This window comes from Mesorhizobium sp. 01N446 (assembly GCF_056399285.1).
Window position 1 is genome coordinate 151701 of the sequence record NZ_JBFTRA010000007.1, and the last position, 23956, is coordinate 175656.

Annotated in this window: 21 protein-coding genes; 11 read left to right on the plus strand and 10 right to left on the minus strand. The window is 63.7% G+C overall.

Going from position 1 to position 23956, the window contains the following annotated elements; translation table 11 throughout:
- The first annotated feature begins 42 nt into the window (after positions 1–42).
- Genes AC1DPX_RS24480 through AC1DPX_RS24490 form a run of 3 tightly spaced genes read left to right on the plus strand, consistent with a single transcriptional unit; the run spans position 43 to position 4580 of the window.
- Positions 43–912, plus strand: coding sequence for a protein-L-isoaspartate O-methyltransferase family protein (locus AC1DPX_RS24480; protein ID WP_477239928.1), 870 nt, complete (start codon positions 43–45; stop codon positions 910–912).
- A 24-nt stretch (positions 913–936) separates the two neighbouring features.
- Entirely contained in the window at positions 937–3645 is a 2709-nt protein-coding gene (locus AC1DPX_RS24485; RefSeq protein ID WP_477239929.1) for a hypothetical protein, read from the plus strand.
- On the plus strand, positions 3645–4580 hold the full coding sequence (locus AC1DPX_RS24490; protein ID WP_477239930.1) for a hypothetical protein: 936 nt from the start codon (positions 3645–3647) through the stop codon (positions 4578–4580). The genes AC1DPX_RS24485 and AC1DPX_RS24490 overlap by 1 nt, the downstream gene beginning before the upstream one ends.
- A gap of 12 nt (positions 4581–4592) precedes the next feature.
- Here AC1DPX_RS24490 and AC1DPX_RS24495 read toward each other — a convergent pair whose 3' ends face one another.
- Positions 4593–5522: a LysR substrate-binding domain-containing protein gene (locus tag AC1DPX_RS24495; protein WP_477239931.1), complete on the minus strand. Its 930-nt coding sequence runs from the start codon at positions 5520–5522 to the stop codon at positions 4593–4595.
- A gap of 100 nt (positions 5523–5622) precedes the next feature.
- Between AC1DPX_RS24495 and AC1DPX_RS24500 the strand changes: the two genes are divergently transcribed.
- A complete protein-coding gene (locus AC1DPX_RS24500) occupies positions 5623–6828 on the plus strand; it encodes a clavaminate synthase family protein (protein WP_202358261.1) in 1206 nt (401 codons plus the stop codon).
- Positions 6829–7006: 178 nt separating this feature from the next.
- Here AC1DPX_RS24500 and AC1DPX_RS24505 read toward each other — a convergent pair whose 3' ends face one another.
- Positions 7007–8263, minus strand: coding sequence for a hypothetical protein (locus AC1DPX_RS24505; protein WP_477239932.1), 1257 nt, complete (start codon positions 8261–8263; stop codon positions 7007–7009).
- Between the two features lie 162 nt (positions 8264–8425).
- Here AC1DPX_RS24505 and AC1DPX_RS24510 point away from each other — a divergent pair, with 162 nt between their 5' ends.
- The gene (locus AC1DPX_RS24510) at positions 8426–9451 is read left to right on the plus strand and encodes a CapA family protein (protein WP_477239933.1); all 1026 of its coding nucleotides are present in this window, start codon (positions 8426–8428) and stop codon (positions 9449–9451) included.
- A gap of 318 nt (positions 9452–9769) precedes the next feature.
- Entirely contained in the window at positions 9770–10738 is a 969-nt protein-coding gene (locus AC1DPX_RS24515) for a hypothetical protein (RefSeq protein ID WP_244730750.1), read from the plus strand.
- Positions 10739–10751: 13 nt separating this feature from the next.
- Here AC1DPX_RS24515 and AC1DPX_RS24520 read toward each other — a convergent pair whose 3' ends face one another.
- Entirely contained in the window at positions 10752–11246 is a 495-nt protein-coding gene (locus AC1DPX_RS24520) for a YegJ family protein (protein WP_202358264.1), read from the minus strand.
- Positions 11247–11687: 441 nt separating this feature from the next.
- On the opposite strand from AC1DPX_RS24520, the gene AC1DPX_RS24525 reads away from it, so the two are divergent.
- The 3 genes from AC1DPX_RS24525 (at position 11688) to AC1DPX_RS24535 (ending at position 14449) form a co-directional block, all read left to right on the plus strand.
- On the plus strand, positions 11688–11930 hold the full coding sequence (locus AC1DPX_RS24525; RefSeq protein WP_027055085.1) for a DUF1344 domain-containing protein: 243 nt from the start codon (positions 11688–11690) through the stop codon (positions 11928–11930).
- A 198-nt stretch (positions 11931–12128) separates the two neighbouring features.
- The gene (locus AC1DPX_RS24530; RefSeq protein ID WP_477239934.1) at positions 12129–13751 is read left to right on the plus strand and encodes an FAD-binding oxidoreductase; all 1623 of its coding nucleotides are present in this window, start codon (positions 12129–12131) and stop codon (positions 13749–13751) included.
- A gap of 74 nt (positions 13752–13825) precedes the next feature.
- Positions 13826–14449, plus strand: coding sequence for a hypothetical protein (locus AC1DPX_RS24535; protein WP_477239935.1), 624 nt, complete (start codon positions 13826–13828; stop codon positions 14447–14449).
- A gap of 5 nt (positions 14450–14454) precedes the next feature.
- Here the strand turns inward: AC1DPX_RS24535 and AC1DPX_RS24540 are convergent, their stop codons facing one another.
- From AC1DPX_RS24540 to AC1DPX_RS24555, 4 genes are all read right to left on the minus strand, one after another.
- On the minus strand, positions 14455–14976 hold the full coding sequence (locus AC1DPX_RS24540) for a hypothetical protein (RefSeq protein ID WP_477239936.1): 522 nt from the start codon (positions 14974–14976) through the stop codon (positions 14455–14457).
- Between the two features lie 163 nt (positions 14977–15139).
- A complete protein-coding gene (locus tag AC1DPX_RS24545; RefSeq protein ID WP_477239937.1) occupies positions 15140–16270 on the minus strand; it encodes a hypothetical protein in 1131 nt (376 codons plus the stop codon).
- Between the two features lie 6 nt (positions 16271–16276).
- Positions 16277–16711: a DUF4383 domain-containing protein gene (locus AC1DPX_RS24550; RefSeq protein WP_095773570.1), complete on the minus strand. Its 435-nt coding sequence runs from the start codon at positions 16709–16711 to the stop codon at positions 16277–16279.
- A 787-nt stretch (positions 16712–17498) separates the two neighbouring features.
- Entirely contained in the window at positions 17499–17867 is a 369-nt protein-coding gene (locus AC1DPX_RS24555) for a nuclear transport factor 2 family protein (protein ID WP_477239938.1), read from the minus strand.
- Positions 17868–18031: 164 nt separating this feature from the next.
- Between AC1DPX_RS24555 and AC1DPX_RS24560 the strand changes: the two genes are divergently transcribed.
- Both AC1DPX_RS24560 and AC1DPX_RS24565 read left to right on the plus strand, forming a co-directional pair.
- Positions 18032–18910 (plus strand): LysR family transcriptional regulator, encoded by an 879-nt coding sequence (locus tag AC1DPX_RS24560; RefSeq protein WP_477239939.1) that lies wholly within the window; start codon positions 18032–18034, stop codon positions 18908–18910.
- Positions 18911–19037: 127 nt separating this feature from the next.
- Positions 19038–19976 carry a diacylglycerol/lipid kinase family protein gene (locus tag AC1DPX_RS24565; RefSeq protein ID WP_477239940.1) on the plus strand — a complete coding sequence of 313 codons (939 nt, stop codon included), beginning with the start codon at positions 19038–19040 and terminating at the stop codon, positions 19974–19976.
- Positions 19977–20069: 93 nt separating this feature from the next.
- Here AC1DPX_RS24565 and AC1DPX_RS24570 read toward each other — a convergent pair whose 3' ends face one another.
- From AC1DPX_RS24570 to AC1DPX_RS24580, 3 genes are read right to left on the minus strand one after another with little or no spacing between them, the layout of a single operon-like run.
- Complete coding sequence (locus AC1DPX_RS24570; protein ID WP_477239941.1) at positions 20070–20987, minus strand: NAD(P)-dependent oxidoreductase; 918 nt, start codon at positions 20985–20987, stop codon at positions 20070–20072.
- On the minus strand, positions 20984–22198 hold the full coding sequence (locus AC1DPX_RS24575; protein WP_477239942.1) for a mandelate racemase/muconate lactonizing enzyme family protein: 1215 nt from the start codon (positions 22196–22198) through the stop codon (positions 20984–20986). The genes AC1DPX_RS24570 and AC1DPX_RS24575 overlap by 4 nt, the downstream gene beginning before the upstream one ends.
- On the minus strand, positions 22195–23811 hold the full coding sequence (locus tag AC1DPX_RS24580) for a GMC family oxidoreductase (RefSeq protein ID WP_477239943.1): 1617 nt from the start codon (positions 23809–23811) through the stop codon (positions 22195–22197). The genes AC1DPX_RS24575 and AC1DPX_RS24580 overlap by 4 nt, the downstream gene beginning before the upstream one ends.
- Between the last annotated feature and the right edge of the window lie 145 nt (positions 23812–23956).

Below are 23956 nucleotides of genomic sequence, written 5' to 3' on the forward strand. Positions count from 1 at the left end.
TTGGTTTTGGGGTGGCAAAGGCCACTTTTGGAGGCTTTTTCCATGAAGCGTCGAGATTTCTTGACGCTGTCGGCGGGTGCGGCGGCGTTCTCCATTCTTCCAGCCACGGTCAGGGCCAACGTTCCCCTGCCCTACGACCGCAACGCCGAAGTGCCATTCAACGACAAAAAATCGTTCATCGACTGGATGGTGGCCAATCGCGGCGAGGATCCGAAGTTTTTGGCCGAGCGCTTCGATCGCTTCCAGATCATGGTCTACAACAAGGACGTGCTGGACGACCGCAACAAGCGCGCCTTCCTTTTGACGCCGCGTGAGGAATTCGTGCTGCCGCAGAATCTGGGGCGCGCCTATGACCATGCCTTTCTCGACATCGGCTATGGCGTGACGATTTCCGGTCCGCACCTCGTCGGGCGGATGACGACGGCCATCGACGTGCAATTCGGCGAGGCCGTGCTCGAGGTAGGCACCGGCTCCGGCTACCAGTCGGCCTATCTCGCCAACCTCACCGACAAGGTGCACACGATCGAGATCATCAATCCGCTGGCGCAGCGCACGCGGCGCACCTATGACGGGCTGGTCGAGCGCGGCTACAGCGAGTTCGGTTCGGTCACCAGCCGCAATGCCGACGGCTATTATGGCTGGGAAAGCGTCGGCCCGTTCGACAAGATCATCGTCACCTGCGGCATCGACCACATTCCGCCGTCGCTGCTGCAGCAGCTGAAGCCCAATGGCGTCATGGTCATTCCGGTCGGCCCGCCTGGCGCGCAGCACGTGCTCAAGGTGACCAAGCAGCAGCTTGCCGACGGCACGTTCAACATCGTCCGCTCGGACATATACAATGGCAAGGTCGTACCGTTCGTGCCGTTCACCAAGCTGGAAGGCGACCAGATCGTCGGCACGCACAACAGCTGAGCATTGCGGCATCAAGGGACCTGAATGGCTGCCGTCGCATCGAATTCCCGCCCGACCATCCCGTCCCTCGAGGCGCCTCGGCTGGCGCATTACCTGGCGGTCGGGCTGATCGCCGGCGCCATCATCGCGCTGCAGATCGCGGTCATGCGGGTGTTCGCCGTTGGCAGCTGGTCGCATTTCGGTTCGCTGGTGGTCAGTCTCGCCATGCTCGGCTTCTCGCTGTCCAGCGTCGTCATCTTCGCCGGCAAGGGCTGGTTCGACCGCCACTGGCAAGGGGCCGCCACCGCGGCCCTGCTGCTGATCGGTCCGCTCGCCGTCGGCTCCAATCTCGTCGCCCAGACGGTGCCGTTCAATGCCATCTTCCTGGTATCCGACCCGGCGCAGAAATGGCGGCTGCTCGCCAATTTCCTGCTCTATCTCTTGCCGTTCCTGGCCGGCGCGTTCTTCCTCGGCATCGTCTTCCTGAAAAGCCGCACCGCCTTCGGCCGCGTCTATTTCGCCGACCTCACCGGCTCGGGGCTCGCCGGCCTCGTGGTGCTGGTGTCGCTCTACCTGTTCGCGCCGAAAACCATCATCGTCGTGCCGCTGCTGCTCTGGGCGGCCGGTTCGATCCTATGGTTTTTCGCGTTCGGCGCCTGGAAGAGCGTTGTCGCCGGCGTGGTCGTGGCGGCGCTGTCGGTCGCCGGTTACCTCATGCTGCCCGGCCTGCTCGGCATCCCGGACATCGCCGTGTCGCAGTACAAGGGCGTCGCCTATGCCCGCAATTTTCCGGATGGCAAGCGCATCTACCGCAGCGTCTCGCCTTTCGGCGACCTGCAGGTCTATGCCAGCTCCTACATGCATTTCGCGCCGGGCCTGAGCGACAACGCCGCCTTCGGCATGCCCGAAGTGCCGGCCAACACCTATGTCGGCATGTACCGCGACGGCGACGGGCCGGAAGGCATCATGCGCAATCTGGCGCCGGCCGAGCAGGTCTATTTCCGCTATCTGCCGATGCACTATCCCTATGTCATCAAGGACAAGCCCAAAACCTTCGTGGTGCAGTTCGGCGGCGGCATCTCCACGCAGGCCGCGCTCAATGCCGGTTCGACCTCGGTGACCGTCGCCGAGAGCAACCCGATGACCTTGCGGGCATTCCGCGACCCGGTGCTGAAAGATGTCACCGGCGATATCCTGGCCGAGCCGCGGCTCAAGGTCATCGACTATGACGGGCGGCTGTTCCTCGCCAACACGAGCGAGCGCTACGACGTCATCGACCTCAGCCTCGCCGACAGTGTAGGCCTGTCCAATCCCGGCGGCTTCGCCATCTCGGAGAAATACGCCTACACGCGCGAAGCGATGCTGAGCTACATGCACGCGCTGGCCGATGGCGGCGTGCTGTCGATCACCTTGTGGAACAAGGAAGAGCCGCCGAAATCGGTGCTGAAGCTCTATTCGACCGTCGCCGAGGCGGCGAAGACCTTCGACAGCCAGGGTGCGGCCAACGACATCTTCGCCGTGTCGAGTTACCTCTCGACCACGACCGTGCTGTTCAAGAGCGGCGGCTTCACCGAGGCCGAAATCAAGACGCTGCGCGACTACACCAGGTCGATGTCCTGGGAAGAGGTCTACTATCCAGGAATGATTTATGACGGCTCGAGCGCGCAAAAGGTACTCGACGATTACCGCGCCTCGATCTTCGGCAGCGGACAGGACGCGACACTGGCGCAGCAGCCGGCCGCCGATGCGACCGCGCCCGCCGACCCGACCGCTCCGGTCAACCCGGATTGCGATCCGACGGCGCCCGCCGATCCGACGCTCGACGCCTGCGCAGGCACCGTCGGCGATGCCGGCCCGCAAGTGTTGCCGGCAACGGAACTGCAGCGCATGGCCTGGCACGCGCTGTTGACCGGCGGTTGGGAGAAACTTGCCGGCGACTATGTCTTCGATGCGCGGGCGCTGAGCAACGACCAGCCCTATTTCGCCGCCTATGTGAAGGTCGCCGACCTGCCGCGCACGCTGGACAGGCTCGACCTGTTCCAGGACGATTGGGGCTATCTGTTGATCTGGGCGACGCTCGGCATCGCCTGCGTCACGGCGGCGTCGCTGGTGCTGCTGCCCGTGATCTTCGGCTGGCGCATCGTGTTCTCGCGCTCGCGCGGCAAGCTCGGCACCATCCTCTATTTCGCCTGTCTCGGCCTCGGCTACATCATGGTCGAGGTCGGGCTGATCAGCCGCTTCACCGTGGCGCTGGCCAACCCGACCGTGTCGGCCTCGGTGCTGATCTCATCGATGCTGGTGTTTTCCGGGCTCGGCAGCCTGTTTGCCGAGCGCATCTTCGACCGCGCCAGAACGCTGCTGCCGGTTGTCCTGCTGGCGGTCTGCGGGCTGCTGCTCGCCTATGGCTTCACTCTGACGCCAGTGTTGGACCGGATCGGCGCCTATCCCTATGTGGCGCGGCTGCTGCTCTGCTTCCTCTTGGTGTCGCCGCCGGCTTTCCTGATGGGCATGCCGATGGCCACCGCCATGACCTGGCTGGCGCGGCTCGGCAAGGAGCATCTGTTCGTGTGGGCCTGGGGCATCAATGGCTGTTTCTCGGTGATCGGTTCGGCCGCCGTGCCGATCGTCGCCACCAGCTTTGGCTTGAGCGCCGTGCTGCAATGGGCGGCGATCGCCTATCTCATCGCCATCCCGGCCTTCTTTGCCGTGCTGTTGCCGTCAAAGGCGACTGATATGCGGCTGGTGGCTGCCTGATGCCGGACCGCCGCGCCATCGTTGCCGGATTGCTGGCCACGGCGATGTTTCCGGCGGCGAGTTTGGGGGCGCGCTTGCGCAAGGCCATCTCGACCATCGTGCCGTTCAAGGCATCGCCCTTTCCCTATCGCGGCAAGCTGCCCGACGGCTCGGCGCCGTTTCTCGACGTGACGGCGGCGGACGGAAGGCGCGGCCACACCTCGCCGCGTGGCGGCATCTACTGGGAAGACGAGACCTATTCCGACCGCTCGACGCTGCTGGCGGTGCCGAAAGGGTTCGATCCGGCCAAGCCGGCGGTCGTCGTGGTGTTCTTTCATGGCAATGGCGCGACCTTGCAGCGCGATGTCGTCGGCCGCCAGCGGGTCGTTGCGCAGGTCGAGGCGTCGGGCCTCAACGCCGTGCTGGTGGCGCCGCAATTTGCCAGCAATGCGCAGGATTCCAGCGCCGGCAATTTCTGGACACCGGGCTATTTTGCCGAATTCATGGCCGAGGCGGCGCAAGGCCTGGCCAGGCTGACTGGCGCCAAGGCGGCAGAGTTCGACGCCATGCCCGTGGTGCTGGTCGCCTATAGCGGCGGCTACAATCCAACCGCTTTCGTGCTCAGGAATGGCGATATCGACGCCCGCCTGCTCGGCGTCATCCTGCTCGACGCCGTGTTCGATGAGGCCGACATTTTCGCGGGCTGGATCGCACAGCACAGGACGCGTTTCTTCGTCAGCGCCTATGGCAAATCCTCGGCCTCCGGCAATGCCGAGATCAGGCAGTTGCTGGCGGGCCAGGGCATCGACGCCAGTTCCGATCCGCCCCGTCGCCTCGAAGCCGGCACCATCGCCTTGCTTGCGTCCGATGCCGCGCATGACACGTTCGTCACGCGGGCCTTCGTGGGCAATCCGCTGCAGTGGCTGCTTGGCAGGCTGCACGGTTTTTCGCGATAAGACCTGCGCAATTCAAGCCGGCAGGGCACCGTCGATGCCGGTGCCGGCCGCGGCCTCGAGTGCCGCCGCCACCGCGGCGGCGCGGCGTGCCTTCGGGCCATGTTCGGGCCAGACGATGCGGCGCTTGATGGTCAGTGCCGGCACGTCGCGCGCGATCTCGACGAGATGGCCCGCGTCGAGATGGCGGCGCAACACCAGTTCGCTGGCCAGCAGCGCGCCCATGCCGGCGATCGCCGCTTGCGCCGCGACGATGGTCAATCCGAAGCGCGGTCCCTGGTCGATGTGCGGCCTTTGCCGTCCCGCTACGGTGAACCAGTCCCGCCATGTGGGGTAGACATCGTCGCCCATCATCGGGTCGATATGCAGCAGCGGCAACCTGTCCAGCATTTCGGCCCTGTCCGGGCCGGCATGGCGTTCGACCAGCGCCGGCGCGCAGGCGGGAATGACCCGTTCGGTGAAGAGGTCGAGCGCTGCGATGTCCGATGCCGATCCCTTGCGGTAGCTGATGGCGAGGTCGACACCTTCCTCCGCCATGGCATCGAGCCCGACGGAAGCGACGATGCGGACCTCGAGCCGCCCGAGAGCCGGCCGCACCAGGGCGAGGCGCGGCGCCAGCCACAACGAGGCGAAGGACGGATCGGCCGAGATGGTGAAGGTCTCGGCCTGCCGTTCGAAGCGCAGCCGGCGTATGCCGGAGGCGAGCGCATCGAAGCCGCGATCGATGTCGGGCAATGCCGCCTCGGCGGCACGGGTGAGCACGATGCCATTGCCCTCGCGGCGCACCAGTTTGACGCCGAGCCGCTCTTCCAACTGCCGGATCTGGTGACCGATGGCGCCGGGCGTGACGCCCAACTCTTCGGCAGCGCGAGTCAGGCTGCCGGCCCTGGCAGCGGCCACCAGTGCCCGCAATCCGGAAAGCGGCAAGTCCCTCAGCATCGTCATGTTTTGAATCTACCTCAAAACTATGGGAAGGGAACTCGTTTGAACATGGGCTTTTCGCTCTCTAGCCTGGTCGAAGAAATTCAACCGCAGGGGACACCAGATGCTCGACACGCCAAAGCAAGCAAGCCAGCAAAGACACGCCGTCGCACCCATCCGCGCCATGCGCGCGGAAGGCGCACGCGTCGCTGTCGAGCTGGTGGACGGCCGCTCGGCAAAACTTTCGACGCGCTGGCTGCGGCTGGCCTGCGAATGCGGTGAATGCGGCGACACCGCCTCGGGCAAAAGGTGGCTGACGCCGGCCGATGTCGACAAGGCCATCCATGCCGAGAGTTTTGACCTCTCCACATCAGGGCAAGTCACCGCCATCTGGCAGGATGGGCATGTCTCGCGCTATGACGCGGCCTTCCTCACCAGTCATGCCGGCGGCTCAGGTCCGGTCCGGTTCCAGCCGCTTCTATGGCACAGCGATCTTGCCGGGCGGCTCGGCCGCTTCGCCTTCGATGCCGTGGTCGCGGATGACGAAGCGCTGTTCCAGTCGCTCAGGGCTTTACGGGATCACGGCATCGCCATGCTGACCGGCGTGCCGGCCGAAATGGAAGCAACAGTGCGGGTCGCCGGCCGCTACGGGCCGATCCGCGAGACCAGCTACGGCAAGGTGTTCGACCTGATCTCGCGGCCGGATGCGCGCGTGGCGGGCGAGACGGCGCGGGCGCAGATCCCGCATACGGATGAGCCGTTCCGCTATTCCCCGCCGGGCTTCATCTTCTTTCACGCCATCCGCACCGGTGCTGGCACTGGCGGCACGTCGCTGATGGTCGACGGCTTTCATGTCGCCGAGCTGATGCGGGCGCGCACGCCGGAGCTGTTCGAGCTGCTGACGCGGCACGGCGTCACCTTCCACCGCGAACATGAAGGCGAGGTGTTCTTCAGCGCCGAGGCGCATGTCATCAGCCTCGACGCGGCGTGCGCCGTCACCGGCATCCGCTACAATGACCGGTGCCTGGCGCTGCAATGGGCGCCCCTGGACCGGATCGACGGCCTGATCGAGGCGCTGGCCGAACTGACGCGGCTGATCTGCGACCCGCAAAACCAGTTCCAGCACCAGTTGCAGCCGGGCGAAGTGCTGGTCTTCGACAACCAGCGCGTCCTGCACGGCCGCAGCGCCTTCGACCCGACGCTCGCCGTGCGCCATCTCAGAAGCTGCAACATCGACCGCGACGGCGTGCACAGCGCGTTTCGGACGCTGGCGCGGCGGTTTGCGCCTGATGAGGCGGAGCAGGTGCTGTACCAGGGTGCGATTTTCTAAGGTGTATTGATATTCAGGTGATGCCGGCCTGCAAACGGCGGCTTCCTGCGCTTCCGGTGCTCACGTACCCAAAAGTACGCTCCGCTCCGGTTCTCGGAAGCCACCGTTTTCGGCTCGGCCTGACCTGAATCTCAACACGCCTTGCAGCGCACGCCCCTCGACTTGAGATGCCTCTCTCTCAGTTAAACCACAGCGCAAATGTCAAAAACCCGCCACCGCCGAACTCACGCTGGATCTGGTCGAAATCCTCGCTGGTCAGGATCCTGCCGCTTTCGAGATAGGGCGCGATTCCAGGGCCGGTGATCGACAGCACGAGGTCGAAAGTCTTCGGCTCGTCGAAGAAGCGCTTCATGTTGATGCCTTTGCCGGTGATGCGGAAATGCGGCAGCAGCGCGCGGCCTTCGAGCAGATCCTCGGCCATGCTCAAGGTGGCGAGCCAGGCCTGCACCTGCTCCTCGCCGACTTCGAGGCCGGTCAGCGGGTTCTCGCCCTTCTGCTGCGGGCCGGGCAGCCATTCGCGGTCATTGTCGGTCTCGGCGCGGATCGCCTTCCAGTCCTCGCGCGACAGCCGGATCATTTCGAGCAATTCCTGGCGCGCCGCCTTGCGGCGCTCCGGTTCGACCACCGGCCAGTTGATCATGTGCACCATCGAGATGAAATCGGCGATGCGCCATTCCGAGGAGAAGATGCTCGAGCCCATCTCGCTGGGCGGCGGCACGAGAATGTCCTGCAGCGGCAGCTTCGCGCGCGGGAACAGCATGTGGAACGAGCCGTCGAAGGTACTTCTGAAATCATGCGCCAGCCAGAAATCGGCCTGCGCCATCAGGAATTCGGCATAGCCCTGCAGCCAGTAGCCGTCGGCGCGGTCGAAGCGGAAGGTGAGCGCGGGTGCGGTATCGCCCTGTGAGATGCTGCCGCGCGACAGCGCGGCCATGATGGCCGCCATGCTTTCGTCCGGCGCGATGGCGCCGTCCTCGTTGAGGTCTATGCCGACATGGGTGAGGTCGATGACCATGCCGATATCGGCATCGGCCGGCACCGAGCCCAGCGTCGCGGCGGATTTCGCCAACCTGTCGCGGAAGGCGACCAAGATGGCGCGGAACTCTTCGTAGGTCAGCGGCTCGGGGTTGGGATTGGACGGCACCGGCAGCTGCATCAGCGGCAGCATGAAGGATTGCGGGCTTTCGAAACCGTGGCGATGCAGGCCGCTGGCCAGCAGCTCAAGTGCGGTGAAGAACTCGCCGGCGCCGGCGGCATAGGCCGATGCCGGATTTTTCGGCGCGGCGGCCTCGAGCGTCGACAGCGCGCTGTCGCGCGCGGTCACGGTCTTGGCCTCGAAAAGCGCGGTTGCCGCTTCTGGCATGGCTGCACTGGCCGAAGACCAGGGCAGAAGCACAATGAAAGCGGATGCCAGCAGGCCTGCTATTCGTGTCATCTTTTCCCCTCCCAAGCATTTGTCGCCGACAATCATACACAGATTTGGGACTATTTGAGGCATCGCGCCTGTCAGCGGCGACGCGCTGTCCACATCGTTGATTGCCGACGGCTTCAACCAGCCCACCAGACAGTCTAAACAAGGCAAACGATTGGGCATTGCGTGTCGAACTATCCGCTTTCCTACAAACTGTCCTGGCTGCCGCGTTTCCTGAAGCCGTCGCTTGGCGGTGACGGCAACGGTTTTGCGCCGATGGCGGGGATGCTGATGGCGACGCCGCCGATGCGAACGGTGCGGCTTGCCTTCATCGGTGACATCTCGGCGGTGGCCAACCGCCGTGCGCCGGACTGTGATCCGGCGATCAAGGCGATGCTTGGCTCTGCCGATCTGGTGATCGGCAATTGCGAAAGCCCTGTCGTGGACAGGCCGAGCGCGGTGCTCGGCACGAAGCTCGGCACGCATCATGCGATGAGCGAGCGGTTTCTGGCCGAGGCGCTGGCGGCGGTCGGTATCGAGCGTGAAAAACTCGTGCTGTCGCTGGCCAACAATCACGTGCTCGACCAGGGCGTCGCCGGTTTCGACGAGACGGTGGCGGCGCTGAAGCGGCTCGGCATCCGCAGCATCGGCCTTGCCGCCGATGGCCCGGTGCAGCCGGTCAAGGTCGGGCTGCTGGATGTCGGGTTTGCGGCCTTCACGCTGTGGCGCAATGCTGATGAGAGCCTGTTTGCCGGGCGTGTGTCGATGGGCAGTGATGCAGAGCGCTGGCCCCGCGGCTTCGATCTTCTCTGTGCGGTACCGCATTGGGATTGGGAGTTTCGCCATTTTCCGCGCGCCATTACACGGGCATTGGCGAGGCGCCTGGCCGGGCAGGGCGTCGGGCTGATCGCCGGCCATCACGCCCATGTCGTGCAACCGGTGGAGCGGATCGGCGAGACTGTCGTCGCCTATGGGCTCGGCGATTTCCTCGGCACTGCGCTCGCCCGCCAGCCATGGCCGGGGCGCATCGGCGGGGTTTTCGTTGTGGATGTCAGTGTGGATGAGGGGACGCATGGTGTGATTGCGGCTTACCGGATGCATCCGTTTGTGCGGCTGCGGGGCAGGGATCATGAGCGGCTGGTGTCGGTGGAGGGGTTGGAGGGCCGAATACGCGAGAAGGTCGAGGGACGGCTGGGTGCGATCTTTCGGTAGCGCCGCACATGAAAGCAAGTGCACGACTATCCGACAGGTATGGCGCTGCCCCTCATCGCCCTGCCGGGCACTTCTCCCCGTATAGTGACGGGGAGAAGGACGCGGTCATCGATGGTTTCGCCAATTGCCAGCGTTGCAAATGGAGCGCCGCCGGCACGGCTATACTCCCTTCTCCCCGTCACTATACGGGGAGAAGGTGCCGGCAGGCGGATGAGGGGCGGCGCCGGCGTTCTTCTGAGAGGCACGGTCTCGCTGTCTTGCAGTCGATACATCCAAGAAATGCAGCTATCATGCGACAATATTGGCAGGGGGGTGGCGATGGAAACAGCGGATTTCATGCCCAGCGAGGCGGTCATCGCCGGCATCCGGAAAAACATCGAGGCCTATGAGGCCGCGCGGGCTTCGGCGGTGCGGCAGGTGCGCTGGCGGGTACCGCTGTTCGTCGGCCTGGTGCTGGTGGCCGTGGTGGTGATCGCCTGGCTGTTCAACAAGGTCGCCGATCCCCATGAGCAATGGTTCTCGACGCCGCATGTGTTCCTCTATTTCATCGGCTTTGCCGCTTCGGTCCTGCTCTATTTCCAGGCCATGAAGCCGGCGACGCGGCTGCAGCAATCGTTCCGCGACACGCTGCTGCCGATCATCTTCGGCTTCATCAGGGATGTGCGCTACCAGCATGGCGGCAGGCCGAACTCGTTCGACCGGCTGCCGCGCGAGGCGGTCGGGCCCTTCAACCGGCAAGCCTTCGACGATGTCGTTTCCGGAAGCTACGAAGGGTTTCCGTTCGAGCTCTACGAAGCCGAACTGCGCGAAGGCACCGGCAAGGGCTCATCCACGGCCTTCAAGGGCGTCATCGTCGCCTTCGAGGCCGTCGAACCTTTTCCGGGAATCCTGGTGGCGACGCGGCGGACCAATGCGGTCGTCGGATTCTTCCGCAGTCTGTTCGGGTCCAAGCTGCAGGAGTTGTCGTCGGGTGAGCCATTCCTCGATGCGGCCTATGAATTTCGCACCGACAATGTCGAGGCGGCGCGGCCGCTGGTGACCGGCAGGCTGGCGCAGGCGCTGAAATGGCTGGGCGAAACCTGGCCGGACGATCCGGCTCGCGTCGCGCTTAATGGCGGCGACGGTTTCCTGATGCTGCCGCAGGCGAAGAATTTCTTCGAGCTGCCGGAGATATCGGTGCCGCTCGATTACACCAGGCATGTCGCGCCGATGATATCAGACATGGGCGCCATGCTGGCGACAGCCGCACTGGTGCGCAAGATCGGCGCGAAGGACGAAGCCGGTTAGGCGACCGCCACGATCAGCAATCAAAACCGTATTTGCCGCGCATATAGTCGGCTTCTTCCTTCGGCATTCTCTTGAACATGACGCAGACGGTGAAGCTGCCGACCTGCCGCCCGTCTCGGGTGTAGCCCCAATCGGAGACATCGTTCCTGGTGAATTCGATATTCTGGCCGAGGACGACATTGCGAACTTCCTCCGGCTGGTTCGCCAATATGCCGACAAAGCCGGTCTCGGTGCGGCGGAACGGGATGACCCAGAAGTGCTCGGTGACGTTGCCGTCGCGCACCTTGACCTTCAGCTTGAACCGTTCGGTGCCGGCGGGAGGCGCTTCGGCCAGGGCCAGGAATTCATCCAGGCCGGTCAGCGCCTGCGTGGTCGCTGCCGTCATTTCAGGATCGCCCGGAGCAAAGGTAACCGTCTTGTCATCGCTGGGATCAGCGCCTTGCGCGCCGGCCCATCCCGGTGCAAGCGCCAGCATCAGGGATATGATGGTTCGGACTGCCAGTTTCATGATGGTCCCCCTCGTCGCAGCGGTTGGAATGATCCTGCATCCATTTCGATTTTGCAACCACAGCGCGAGTTTTCTTGCCTTTTTGTCATGGCGGTTGAGCTGATCCATGAAACAAAACTTGTATCAACGGAAGATCGGCAGGCTGTTGCGTGATGCGATCCGGGGTGGATTGTGGCGGCTGCGTGATGGCCGCGAAGCGCCCGCCGCATTCGGCTAAACGATTCTTTTCGTGGGTGAACGGCGCGCGTCGAGACAAACGATATGACTGGAAATCGCGTCAGCCGCAAGCAATGTGTCAGAATTAAGCCTATGATTTCCTTTGCGAAAAGTCACTCAACGTGATTTGCGGCCAGCAGGCTTCAGGCCCAGTGTCGGCTCGTTCGGTGCTGTCGCTGCTCAACGCGGCGGCCCGGAAAAGTGAAACAGCACGGAGTGCTATCGATGAAGAAGACCCTCGCAACCACCGCCGCTTTGCTCGCCTTCCTCGGTACTGCCTATGCCGCGTCCGTTCAGGGCACCATCCAGGCGGTCGATCCGACGACCAAGTCGATTACGCTCGACGACGGCAAGATCTACCAGCTGTCGCCGGACGCGAAGATCGGCAAACTGAAGGTCGGCGCCAAGGTGGCGGTAACCGTCGATGACAAGACCGGCATGGTGACGTCGATCAAGAAGGCTTCGTAGACACGAGCATCATGCGTCGGCAGATATGCTGACCTGATTTTCAAGACCCTGTTCCAATCCTGGCCGGTCCCCTCGGGGATCGGCCATTTTCCTGCTCCCGCTCAGCAGTCACCCTGAGGCGGTGGAACGTAGCGCCGACGGCGCCCCTATGGTTTTTGCCAAAGAGCCGCGCTATCCCTTGGCCAACGGGGGATCTGCATGGCTGACGAACGGAAGGGGTTTCGCCTGTCGCGCCGGCTGGTGCTCGGCGCGGCCGTGGTCGGCGGCGCGGTGTTGTGGGGCAGCACCACAATGGCGCGGCTGGCGCGCGGGCCTTCAGGGCCGAAGAATGCCGGACGCATCGCCGACATCGATGGCATTGCCCTGCCGCTGAAGCCGATTGCCACTCCGCCGGCCTTTGACCCTTCGCTGCCCTGGTCGGCCAAAGGCGGCGACATCAACGATGCCAGCGGCTTGTCGCGGACGCCGGTCTATGGCGTGGTCGAGGTCAGCGAGGAGGACCATATCGCCAGGGCGTTGGCCTTCGCCCGCGCCAACGGGTTGAAAGTGTCGCTGGCCGCCATCCGCCATTCGATGGGCGGCCATGCCTTCGACGACAATGCGCTGGTGCTCGACCTCAGGAAATTCAACAAGGTCAGCGTCGACGCTACGGCCAGGACCATGACGCTGCAGCCCGGCGCGCGCTGGCATGACATCCAGAACATGTTGCATCCGCGCTTTGCGGTGAAAGCGATGCAGTCGACCGACATCTTCTCCGTAGGCGGCTCGCTGTCGGTCAACGCGCATGGCATGGACCACCAGGCGGGTTCGGTTGCCGGCTCGATCCGCTCGATGCGGGTGATGCTGGCCGACGGGTCGGTGACGACCTGCTCGGGCACGGAGAACAGCGCGCTGTTCCGCCACGTCGTCGGCGGTTACGGCCTGTTCGGCGTGGTGCTGGAGGCAACGCTCGACATCGTCGACAACGCCGTTTACCGCACCTCGCGCGAGATCATCAAATCGGACGATTTCCCAAAATTCTTCGCCGAGGTGCTGGAGCCGAACAAGGATATCGGCCTGTTCTACGGCCATCTGTCGACGGCGCCGGGCAATTTCCTCGAGGACATGATCGTCTACCGCTACGACAAGGTGGCCGAACAGCCGCCGGCCGACCAGCCTGATATCGGCGAGCCGGGCTCGGTCGGGCTGAAGCGGGTGATCATCAACCTGGCGAAATGGGGCAGCCTGTTCCAGGAGCTGAAGTGGTTCACCGAAAAGACGCTGGAGCCGAAATTCGAGAGCTGCACGGTGGCGCGCACGACGGCGATGGCGCAAGGCGAGGCCTGCCTCGTCACCCGCAACAACCCGATGCACGATTCGGTGCCGTATCTGTTCAACGACCTCATGGACGAGACCGACATACTGCACGAATATTTTATTCCACGCGGTGCGTATAATCCATTCATCACGGAGGCTCGCGAGATCCTGCGCAACCAGTCGCTGCCGGTGCTCAATGCCTCGGTGCGCATCGTCCACAAGGAGGATGTGGCGCTGACCTACGCGCCGGAGCCGGCCTATTCGCTCGTGCTCTACATCAACCAGCCGATCGATGCCGACGGCAATGCGAGGATGCGGGCGCTGACACGGGCGCTGATCGACGTGACGATCAAGCATGGCGGGCGTTTCTTCCTGCCCTACCAGCTGCATTATACGGCCAAGGAGTTGCTGGCCTCCTATCCTGAGCTGCCGGCCTTCCTGGCGGCGAAACGGCACTATGACCCGACGGAACTGTTTTCCTCGACCTTCTACCGTGCCATCAAGGCGCTGAGCGGGGTTGCGTAGGAAGTAGTTCCAGGAAAAGTGTGAAGCGGTTTTCCGTCCGGAACTGCTCAGGAATAGAGCAGGAGAACAAATCGATGCGGATGGTATCGGCGGCGACCCTCACACTCATTGCGCTGTGCGCTGGACCGGCTGCGGCCGAGGACCTCAAGGCGTTCAAATTGACCATCGACGGCGTGGCGGTCGATATCGATCCCGGTGATAGCACGACCATTACGCTGCCCGGCGGCAAGCAGAGCAAGGTCACGCTCGAGCGCAACGACTTCGCCACCTTCTCCGGCGACAGCTTCTCCTTCGTCCATCCGAGCGGCATTTCGGTGACCAAGACCGATCTCGGCGAGAGCATCAGGCAATATCTGATGGCTTCGGCGCTCGGCACGATCGTCGTCGTGCAGGAATATGGCAAGATGAACCCGGTGTCGCTCAACCAGCTGATGCTGCAGGAGATGACCAGGGAATCGGTGCAGGCCGGCGCGGAACTGACGCAGCAGCCGACGACGCGCAAGCTCGCCGACGGCAAGGAACTGACCGGCATTCGCGCCGAGGTGAAGACGCGCACCGAGACCGCGTATTTCGAGATCGTCGGCTATGGCCTCGCCGATCAGGGGCTGTTGTTCGTCACGCGCGTCGGCAGCGGGGACGTGGCCACCGAGCAGCCGCTGATCGACAAGTTCTGGGAGAGCCTGAAGCTCAAGATGTAAGGGGACTACAGCCCCGTCGGCATCAGGCCAGCCAGCCAGTTCACGGAGCGTTTGGCCGCATCGGCGGTCGCGGAAGCCGCGCGGCCAAGGTCGGTCTTGACCACGGCATAGCCGTTCTTGGTGCGGTAGAGCACGCCGGTCCCGCCGTCGACCACCTGTTCGTAGGCGACGGGCCGGGCGGCGTCCGCGTCGACGGTCGTCGTCGGCGAGCCGACAGGCACGCTCGGCCGATGGCTCAGTTCCGGCGGCAGCGGGCTTTCCGTCCGCACGACCCTGCTGGCGGGTTTCAGTTCCGGGCGGGATGCGGTGGCGGCCAGCTGCGAGGAGGATGACGAACCCTTGGTGCGGCAGATGCCGGACACCAGCGGATAGTTGAAATTGCGCTGGTGCAGGATCTGGCTTTTCATCGCGGCTTCGCATTCGGCGATGGTCGACCACTTGGCCGGCGTCTCGCCGATGTATTCGCACAGCTTTGCGTCGCAGTCGCAGCCGACAATGGTCATGGCGACAAGGGCGGTCTTGATCACGGTCTTGTCCCTTCGAGATGCCCCCCGGCAGCCCATTCAGGTGCATGTCGCCCGTCAGGCAACATGCACCACTCCATCGCGCGCGAACAAGGCGGGATTTGGCCGCGATTGTGGAATGAGCATGGCGGCGCTTCTGATCTTTGCCGGGCGTGGCCGAAAGGCCTCAATAGTCGTAGACGTGTTCGAGCCTGGCACCGGCCTTGATCAGCGACGGCAGCACCAGATGCAGCTTGCGCACGGCAACGACCATGCCGGTGCGGCGCGTCGAAGGATCGGCCGGCAGCGGAGAGCTGAACAGGATGCGCATGCCTTCGGGAACGGCGATCGAGTCGGTCGACAGCATGGTCACCATGATCTCGTCATTGCCGCCGATCTCGACGAAGGAGACGCCCTTGTCGATCAGCCGTGGGATCATGTCGGTGAAGACCTGATAGCGCCTGGTGACGAAGACTGTGCCATCGGCGCCCATGTCGCGTTCCAGCAAAGTGTCGGGCTCGTTGCGGGTGGCTTCGCCGACCGGGCCCTTGGCCCAGACATGGACGTCGAGGAAGGCCGGGTCGGAGGTCGCGGCGAGCGCCTTTTTGATCAGGTCGGCATAGCCCTGCTTGATGGTGTCGGCGAGACCGAAGGCGAGCTTGCGTTCGCTGGTGCGGACGGAGCTGTCGCCCGGCGCCGGTTGCACGGCAAACAGGCCGGCGCGCTTTTCGGCATAGGGGAATTGATACCACGGCACCTGGTCGAGGAAAGCCGCATATTCGGCGGCCACCTTGGCCTGGTAGATGTCGGCGGCGGTACGCTTGGCCGATGTCGCCTCGGTGACGCGGCCGACTGTGTTTTCATAGGCCCATTGCAAGATGTGCTCGATCGAGTGGCTGGTGCCGATGATGACCAGCATCTGGTGGTTGGCATAGTTGAACTTGTAGGGGGAACTGGCGCGGATCACCGTGGCGTAATCCTGCCAGAAGCGGCCGACATAGGACCAGTAGGGAAAGCCGCTCGGCTGGTCCTTGGCGACGAAGCCGGCATATTCGCGCGCGGCGTAGACGATCGCCCATTCGGGGTAGGTGAGGAAGGTCGATTCCTCCGGTCTTTGGTAGCCGGGAATTTCGGCGCGGACCTTGTCGGCCAGCGCCTTGGGCGGGGCGCCATCGGCAATGCCGGGCAGCGGCGTCTTGTCGAGCGACGGCGTCGTCAGGAAGCCGTAGCTCAGCCCGACGACCGGGATGAGGATGATGATGACGATCAGCCAGACGATCGTCTTGATGAGGCGCTTCAGCCAGCGGAACAGGAACATGGCCGGTCAGGCCGTGGCGAAGTGGTCGTGTATGCGCTTCGACAGCCAGAAGCCGACATAGACGGCGAAACCGCCAATGACGAGATGCGGCAGGTTGGCGAAGAAGCGGGTGGGGAACTCGATGTCGTTGAGGGAGCGGAAACCGTTGATGAATATGCCGGCATCGAGGCAGCCGGAGCCGGTGACCAGCCCGAGCACGCCGTCGAACAGGTAGACCGAGCCGAACAGCTTGAAATAGAACACCGCCTGGCGATGCGAGATGAAGGCGGCGGCCAGCGCCCAGACACCGGAGAAGGCGTGCAGCAGGTCGTCGTACCATTGCAGCGAGAACAGCCCGAACAGATTGCCGTTGGCATCGTTGAACGCCGGTATGTAACCGATGGCAACGACGGCGAAGAACAGGAAAGCGTAGGCAACGGCCAGCTTCTGGATCAACGTCATGAAGTATCCCCCTTCAAGAAGTCCATTCGCTAACGCACCCCGCCGGTCGCCTGACGCGGGTTTCTGCGCTTCCGATGCTCACGGACCCAAATGTCCGCTGCGCTTCGGTTCTCGAAACCCACGCCATGCACCTCGGCAGAGCGCGTTATCAAACGGACTCCGACGTCGAACGTTAGCTGATTTTGCCGCCGGTTGCAGCCCCAAGCGGAAACACCGTAAAAATTGTGCGGGATGGAGAAACGACAGTCGGCGCCGGGATTTCTCCCAGCGCCTCCCTGTCAGATCAGGACACGGTCGCGGCAGCAACTTCCGCAAAGTCGTCGCGCCATGCCGGCCTTGATTTTGACGGTCCTGCCAGCCACCACCCCAAGGCAGTGTCCGTTCCAGACCACGCTGGTCTTGGCCCTTGCGGGCTTTGCCCTGCGTGCCATCGAAGGTTCTTGCCGTCCTTCATGGCAGCATCGGTCCGCCGTCGGCGTTGGCACGCTTTCCGCGGCCCCGTATGTCTCGGCTACCGTCCCTCGATACAGGCAAGCCTGCTCTCGCTCCGGGCCGTACGGGCCTCAGGAAATCCGCCTTTCACTTTCGCCTTTCGGCTTGGCGATCAGTGGCCGCCTGAGATGGGTTTAACGTACGCCGGGGAAGGGCCTTCGGGAATGGCCAGAGGCCTGTGGATAGCGGGATTATCGGGGACCGTTTGGCGAGTGAAGGCACGGCCCACGATGTTGAGCCTTGAGACAGAAGCTGCCGAGCGGTGATCCAAATTTCTATCGCGGGACCGGCGCCATCACGTTTTCGAAGTCATCACCTTCTGAACGATCTTCCAGGTTCCGTTGACCTTCAGGCATGACAACAGGTCCGTGAAGTGGCGTGGCGGTACCTGCAACCTCACCTTCAGGAGCGCGAGGTCTCTTTCGACGTCAAGTGACAGGATTTCGTCGTCACGCTCCGCGCCTTGCAGTTTTGGAGCCTTTGCGTTGCGGACGGCTGCCAGCCACATCGCAATTGGCGTCACGCCCACGTCGCCGTCGTCGGCGACCTTCGTCACAGAGCTCGAGGGATGAAATATGGATGCAAATTTCTCGGCATCCATTTCATAGGCGGCGTCAAAATAGGTCTCCGCCAAGGTGCGCAGAGCGCGAAAATCGGTATCCATAGTCACCTCGTTGTTACGTCCGACCATTCCATGCACGCCGTGATCACGTGGCGAGCACCAGGCAAGCCGGAGACGTCTCGACTTTCTTTCGATCAAACCTAGGACAAAGGGACTTATGAGGATAGCTATGCTGCCCGGGATGGAGTCATGAGCGAGAATCATAAATGGGAAATGAACTGAATGAACTCGCGACGTTTGCGGTCGTCGCCGATGAGCGGAGCTTTACACGTGCTGCCGCGAAGCTGGGCATCTCGCAATCCGCGCTGAGCCACACGATCCGGAAACTTGAGCAGCGACTCGAACTCAAGCTTCTTGCCCGTACGACCAAGAGTGTAGCGCCAACCGCCGCGGGCGCGGCCCTTTTGCAGGACCTGTCTCCAGCGCTTGAGCAGATTACGCGTGCGTTGGACAAAGCCCGAAGTATCCAGCGCCGACCTGCCGGACGCCTTAGAATCGTAATGTCGCGGTCGGCCGCGGTGATGGTGTTGTTGCCGAGGCTCACGGCATTCGCCGAGGCTTACCCCGACATCGTTCTCGACGTGGTCACCGTCACTGGTCCCGTAGACATCGTCGCGGGCGAATTCGATGCGGGTATTCAACTCGGCGAGTACATCCAAAAGGATATGATTGCGGTGCGCGTCACGCGGGACCTGCGTTTGGCGGTGGTGGGATCGCCCGGCTATTTTGCGTCACGAAGCATCCCTCAAAAGCCCAAGGATCTGAATGATCATCGATGTCTGAACCTGCGTCTCCCGAGCGGTCCGTACCGGTGGCAGTTCGAGCAGGGACGCAAGACGACTACAGTCGGTGTGAACGGCCCGCTGATAATCGACGATACCAATTTGGTGATTCAGGCGGCGCTCACCGGAGCCGGCCTTGGGCTCGCCTATGAAGAGCAGGTTGCCGAGCATATCGCCGAGCACCGCCTCATCCGGGTGCTGGAGAACTGGACGCCGCCTATTCCCGGCTTCTTCATGTATTACCCCAGCCGCCAGCATCAGCCCGCTGCATTGACTGCGCTGGTAAGCGCGCTGCGATGCTGAAAGGGCGGTAGGCGGCGACCGGTATTTCGACGTTCGGACCGACACCGCCCCTTGCCCAGCCGGCGGGCGCGGGCTTCAATGCCGGCAAACGAACGGACATGGGTCCGGCGCCGGGGAGGGCGAGTAATTGAAAGTCGGGGTGGTTCTCAATCCGATAGCCGGTGGCGGCCGGCTGAAACGGCATTGGCCTGAAGTCGCAGCCTCACTGAAAAAACACTTCGGCGATTTCGAACTGCGCGAGACGCAGGCCGAGGGCGACGCCGAACGGTTGGCCATCGACCTCGCGGCCAGTGGTTTCGATCTGGTGATCGCCGCCGGCGGCGATGGCACCGCGAGCGAAGTGGCAGATGGGCTGCTGCAGGCATTCGAAGAGAGTGGCAGGACGACCGAGCTTGGCCTGCTTCCTTGCGGCACCGGCATCGATTTCGCGCGCGGGCTCGGCCTGCCGAAAGCGGTGGATGCGACCCTGAAGCGGGTCGCCGGGGCAGAGGGACGCAAGGTCGATGCCGGCCGCATCTGCTACATCGACGACCATGGCGCTCTGGCCAGCCGCCACTTCATCAACATCGCCAGCCTTGGCCTGTCGGGCGCCACCGACCGCGCCGTCAACGCCGACAAACGCAAGGGCAAGATGTCGGCCAAGGCGCTGTTCCTGTGGCGCACCGTGGTCGAGTTCATCCGCTACCGCTTTCAAGATGTGCGGATCACCGTCGACGACGGCGCACCGGTCGAGGCGCGCATGGCGCTGGTGGCGGTGGCCAACGGCAAGTTCTTCGGCGGCGGCATGATGATCGCGCCCGACGCCGAACTGACCGACGGAGAGTTCGACATCGTCATCCTGCGAGCGGCGGGCAAGCTGAAGCTGATCTGGGATATCAGGCTGCTCTATGGCGGCCGGCACCGCAACCATCCGGCAATCACCATCCTGCGCGGCAAGAAAGTGGTTGTCGAACCGCTCGGCGATGTGGAAAGGAACGGCGCGCTGGTCGACATTGACGGTGAGTCGCCCGGACGCATACCGGCAACCTTCGAGATCCTGCCCGGCGCGCTGACGCTCAGATATTGAATCAAGGCGTTGCCAGATTGATTCAAGTCGTTCCGAAACTGAATCCGGCTATCGATTCAAGCAAATGAAATTGCTTGGTTTTCCGCTCGCTGGTCAGATTTCCAGTTTGGCAGGAAAACCGGGCGCGCGCAGGTCGGTGCCGACGGCATCTTCCAGCAGCTTGACGATCTGGGTCGACCAGGCGCCGCCGCCATAGGCCGCCTTGCCTTGCTCGAAAATCGCGTTGACGCGGGATGCCAGCTCCAGCGGCACGCCGAAATCCTTGCCCATGCCCAATGCAAACCCGAGGTCCTTCAGCGCCAGGTCCATGGTGAAGCCGATGTCATAGGAGCCGTTGAGGACGAGCTGGCTTTCGGTCTCGTGGACGAAGCTGTTGCCGGAGGAGGCAACGATGGCGTGATAGGATTGGGCAAGGTCGAGGCCGCCCTGCTTGGCCAGCATCAGCGCCTCGCCGGCGGCGACGAGATGGATGAAGGCCAGCATGTTGGTGATGACCTTGATCACCGCCGCCGAACCAATCGGCCCCATCAGGAACGATTTTGCGCACATCGCTTCGATGGCCGCGCGATGGCGTTCGTAAAGCGCGGCATCGCCGCCGACCAGCGCGGTGATTTTGCCGACCGCCGCGAGATGCACGCCGCCGGTGACAGGGCACTCCAATGTCTCGACGCCTTGGGCCGACGCGAGGCCCGCAAGCCGCACGATCTCGTCACGGCCATTGGTCGACATCTCGATCCAGGTGCCGCCCTTGGGCAAGCCCTCGAGCAACCCGCTGGGCCCGGCAAGCACCGCCTCGCTGACCTTGGGCGAGGGCAGGCAGGTTATGGCATTGCCCGCGCGGGTGGCGGCCTCGGCCGGGCTGTTCGCAGCGGTGGCGCCGAGCGCGACGAGGCGCGCGACGGCAGCCGGGTCGCGGTCGAAGACAGTGACGGCAAAACCGTTGCGGATCAGGCTGGCTGCAAGGTTGCCGCCGAGATGGCCAAGGCCGATGAAGGCGTAGCGTTCGCTCACGGCATCAACGGTGTCTGCATCATCTGCAGGTGCAAATCCTTGCCGGTGTAGGGGTGCGCATCGCAGACCGCTTCGTTAAGCTCGACGCCCAGGCCCGGTTCCTTCGAGGGGATGACATTGCCGTCCTGCCACTCGATCTTCTTCTTCAAGAGCGTGGCATGGAAACCGTCCCACTGTTTCAGCGATTCCAGGATGAGGAAGTTGGGCAGCGTCACCGCCAGCTGGATGTTGGCGGCGCCGACGATCGGCCCGCAATAGCAATGCGGCGCGACCTGGATGTGATAGGCCTCGGCCATGGCCGCGATCTTCTTGGTTTCGAGGATGCCGCCGGAGCGGCCGAGGTCCGGCTGCAATATGGTCGCGGCGCGGTTCTCGATGACGCGGGCGAATTCGAACTTGGTCGTCAGCCGTTCGCCGGTGGCGATCGGGATCGACGTGCCTCGCGCGACCTGCGCCATCACTTCGGGCATGTCGGGCGGCACCGGCTCCTCGAACCACAAGGGATCGTAAGGTTCGATGGCGCGCGCCAAGCGCAGCGCGCCGGACGCGGTGAACTGGCCGTGCGTGCCGAACAAGATGTCGGCGCGGGTGCCGACCGCTTCGCGGATCGCCTTGACCATGCGGGTGGAGACGTCGATGTCGAGCAGGCGCGGCTGGTGGCCGTCGAAGGCGGTGTAGGGACCGGCCGGGTCGAGCTTGACCGCATTGAAGCCCTGCTCGACATATTCGAGCGCGCAGGCCGCCGCCATTTCGGGATCGTTGTAGACGTTCCTGCCGTCCGGCGCGTCCTCGGAGTGGACGGATCCGGTGTGCGGGTAGAGGTAGGTGTAGGAGCGCAGCGTCTCATGCACCTGGCCACCGAGCAATTTGTAGACCGGCTTGTTCGCCTCCTTGCCGATAATGTCCCAGCAGGCCATTTCGAGCGCCGAGAAGCACCCCATGCCGGAGACATCGGGGCGCTGGGTGAAGCCGGAGGAATAGGCGCGGCGGAAGAAATTCTCGATGTCGTGCGGATCGCGGCCGACGAGATAGCGCTCGGCCATGTCCTCGACCATTTTCGCCGTGACATGGGCGGAGAAGGTGGCGTTGTAGGCCTCGCCATAACCGACCACGCCGCCATCGGTGGTGAGCTTGACGAAGATGAAATACTTGCCGCCGATGCCGGGCGGCGGGTTGCCGACAACCCAGGTCTTGACGTCGGTGATCTTCATTTGTGGTCCTCCAGAACCAGTTCGGCGCCCTTCCACCCGGTCATGACCGAGGCGGCGTTGGTGTTGCCGGTGATGTTGTCGGGAAAGATCGAGGCGTCGATGACGCGCAAGCCTTCAAGCCCATGCACTTTCAGGCGCGGATCGACGACGGCGCGCTGGGGATCAGGCCCCATGCGGCAGGTCGAAACCGGGTGATAGACGGTGCCGGAGCGTTTCCGGAAATCGGTGATCAGATCGGCGTCCGACTGGATCGACGGGCCGGGCAGGACCTCCTCCCTGATGATTTCCGCCATGGCCGGCATCGAGGCGATCTTGCGCACGAACTTCACCGCCGCCAGCATCTCCTCGACGTCGGCATTGGTGGAATAGGCATTGGCGGTGATCTTCGGGTAGTCCAGCGGATTGCCGGAGCGGATCATGATCTCGCCCCGGCTCGACGGGCGGCAGTTGGACAGGCCGATGGAGAAGCCCGGCCAGGGGTCGGGCGTCAGGATCGGCCGCTCGCCGCTCTTCGGGATGACGGTCGAGAAGGCCTGGAAATAAAGCTGCATGTTGGGGCGCGAGAACGCCGGGTCGGTGCGGAAGAAGCCGCCGCCATGGTTCATCGACAGCGACAGCGGACCGGAACGCGTGAGGATGTACTGCATGCCGACCAGCAGCTTGCCCCACCAGGGACGCAGGATCTGGTTGAGCGTCGGCACCTTGCCCTTGAAAGTGTAGTTGATGCCGACATGGTCCTGCAGATTGGCGCCGACATTCTCGTTGGCATGGACGACCGGGATGCCCAGCCCTTTCAGAAGTGCCGAGGGGCCGACGCCGGACAATTGCAGCAGCTGCGGCGAGTTGATCGAGCCGGCGGAGAGAATGATTTCGCGGCCGGCCCGCGCCGTCTTGGTCTGGCCATTCTGCAGATATTCGACGCCGATGGCGCGCTTGCCTTCGAACAGGATGCGGCTGGCCAGCGCGTTGGTCTCGACGCGGACATTGCCGCGCTTCATCGCCGGGCGCAGGAAGGCGCGCGCGGCGGACATGCGGCGGCCGTTCTTGGTCGAGATCTGGTAGGTGCCGACCCCTTCCTGGGCAGCACCATTGAAATCGGGATTGAACGGCAGGCCGGCCTGCTGGCCGGCGGCGAGATAGCGCTTGGTCAGCGGGTGGACGGCGTTCGCCGTCTCACTGATGTGCAGGGGACCGCCGGTGCCACGCCATTTGTCGGCGCCGGCCTCATTGTCCTCGAGCGCCTTGAAGGCCGGCAGCAGATCGTCATAGCCCCAGCCGGGATTGCCGGCGGCGCGCCAGTCGTCGAAATCCTCGCGCGCGCCACGAATCCAGACCATGGCGTTGATCGAGCTCGACCCGCCGAGCAGCTTGCCGCGCGGCCAGTGGTCGACATTGCCGCCGAGACCGGGATCGGCTTCGGTCTTGTAGTTCCAGTTGACCGCCGGGTCGAAGAAGGTCTTGCCGTAGCCGAGCGGCATCTGCACGTAGAAGCGCCGGTCGGTGCCGCCGGCCTCCAGCACCAGCACCGAGAAGCGGCCCGAGGCCGACAGCCTGTCGGCAAGCACGGAGCCGGCCGAGCCGGAGCCGACGATGATGAAGTCAAAGGTCTGCATGATTGAAACGGGCGGCTCCGGAAATCTGGCCGCAGCCTAGACGCGACGGGTTCGCGGCGTCGCAGTGCCTTCCGGCATGCGTTGTGAAAAATGCGACCGCGATGTCAGGTCGAGTTGCGGGGAATACCGACAATCGCGCTTGATA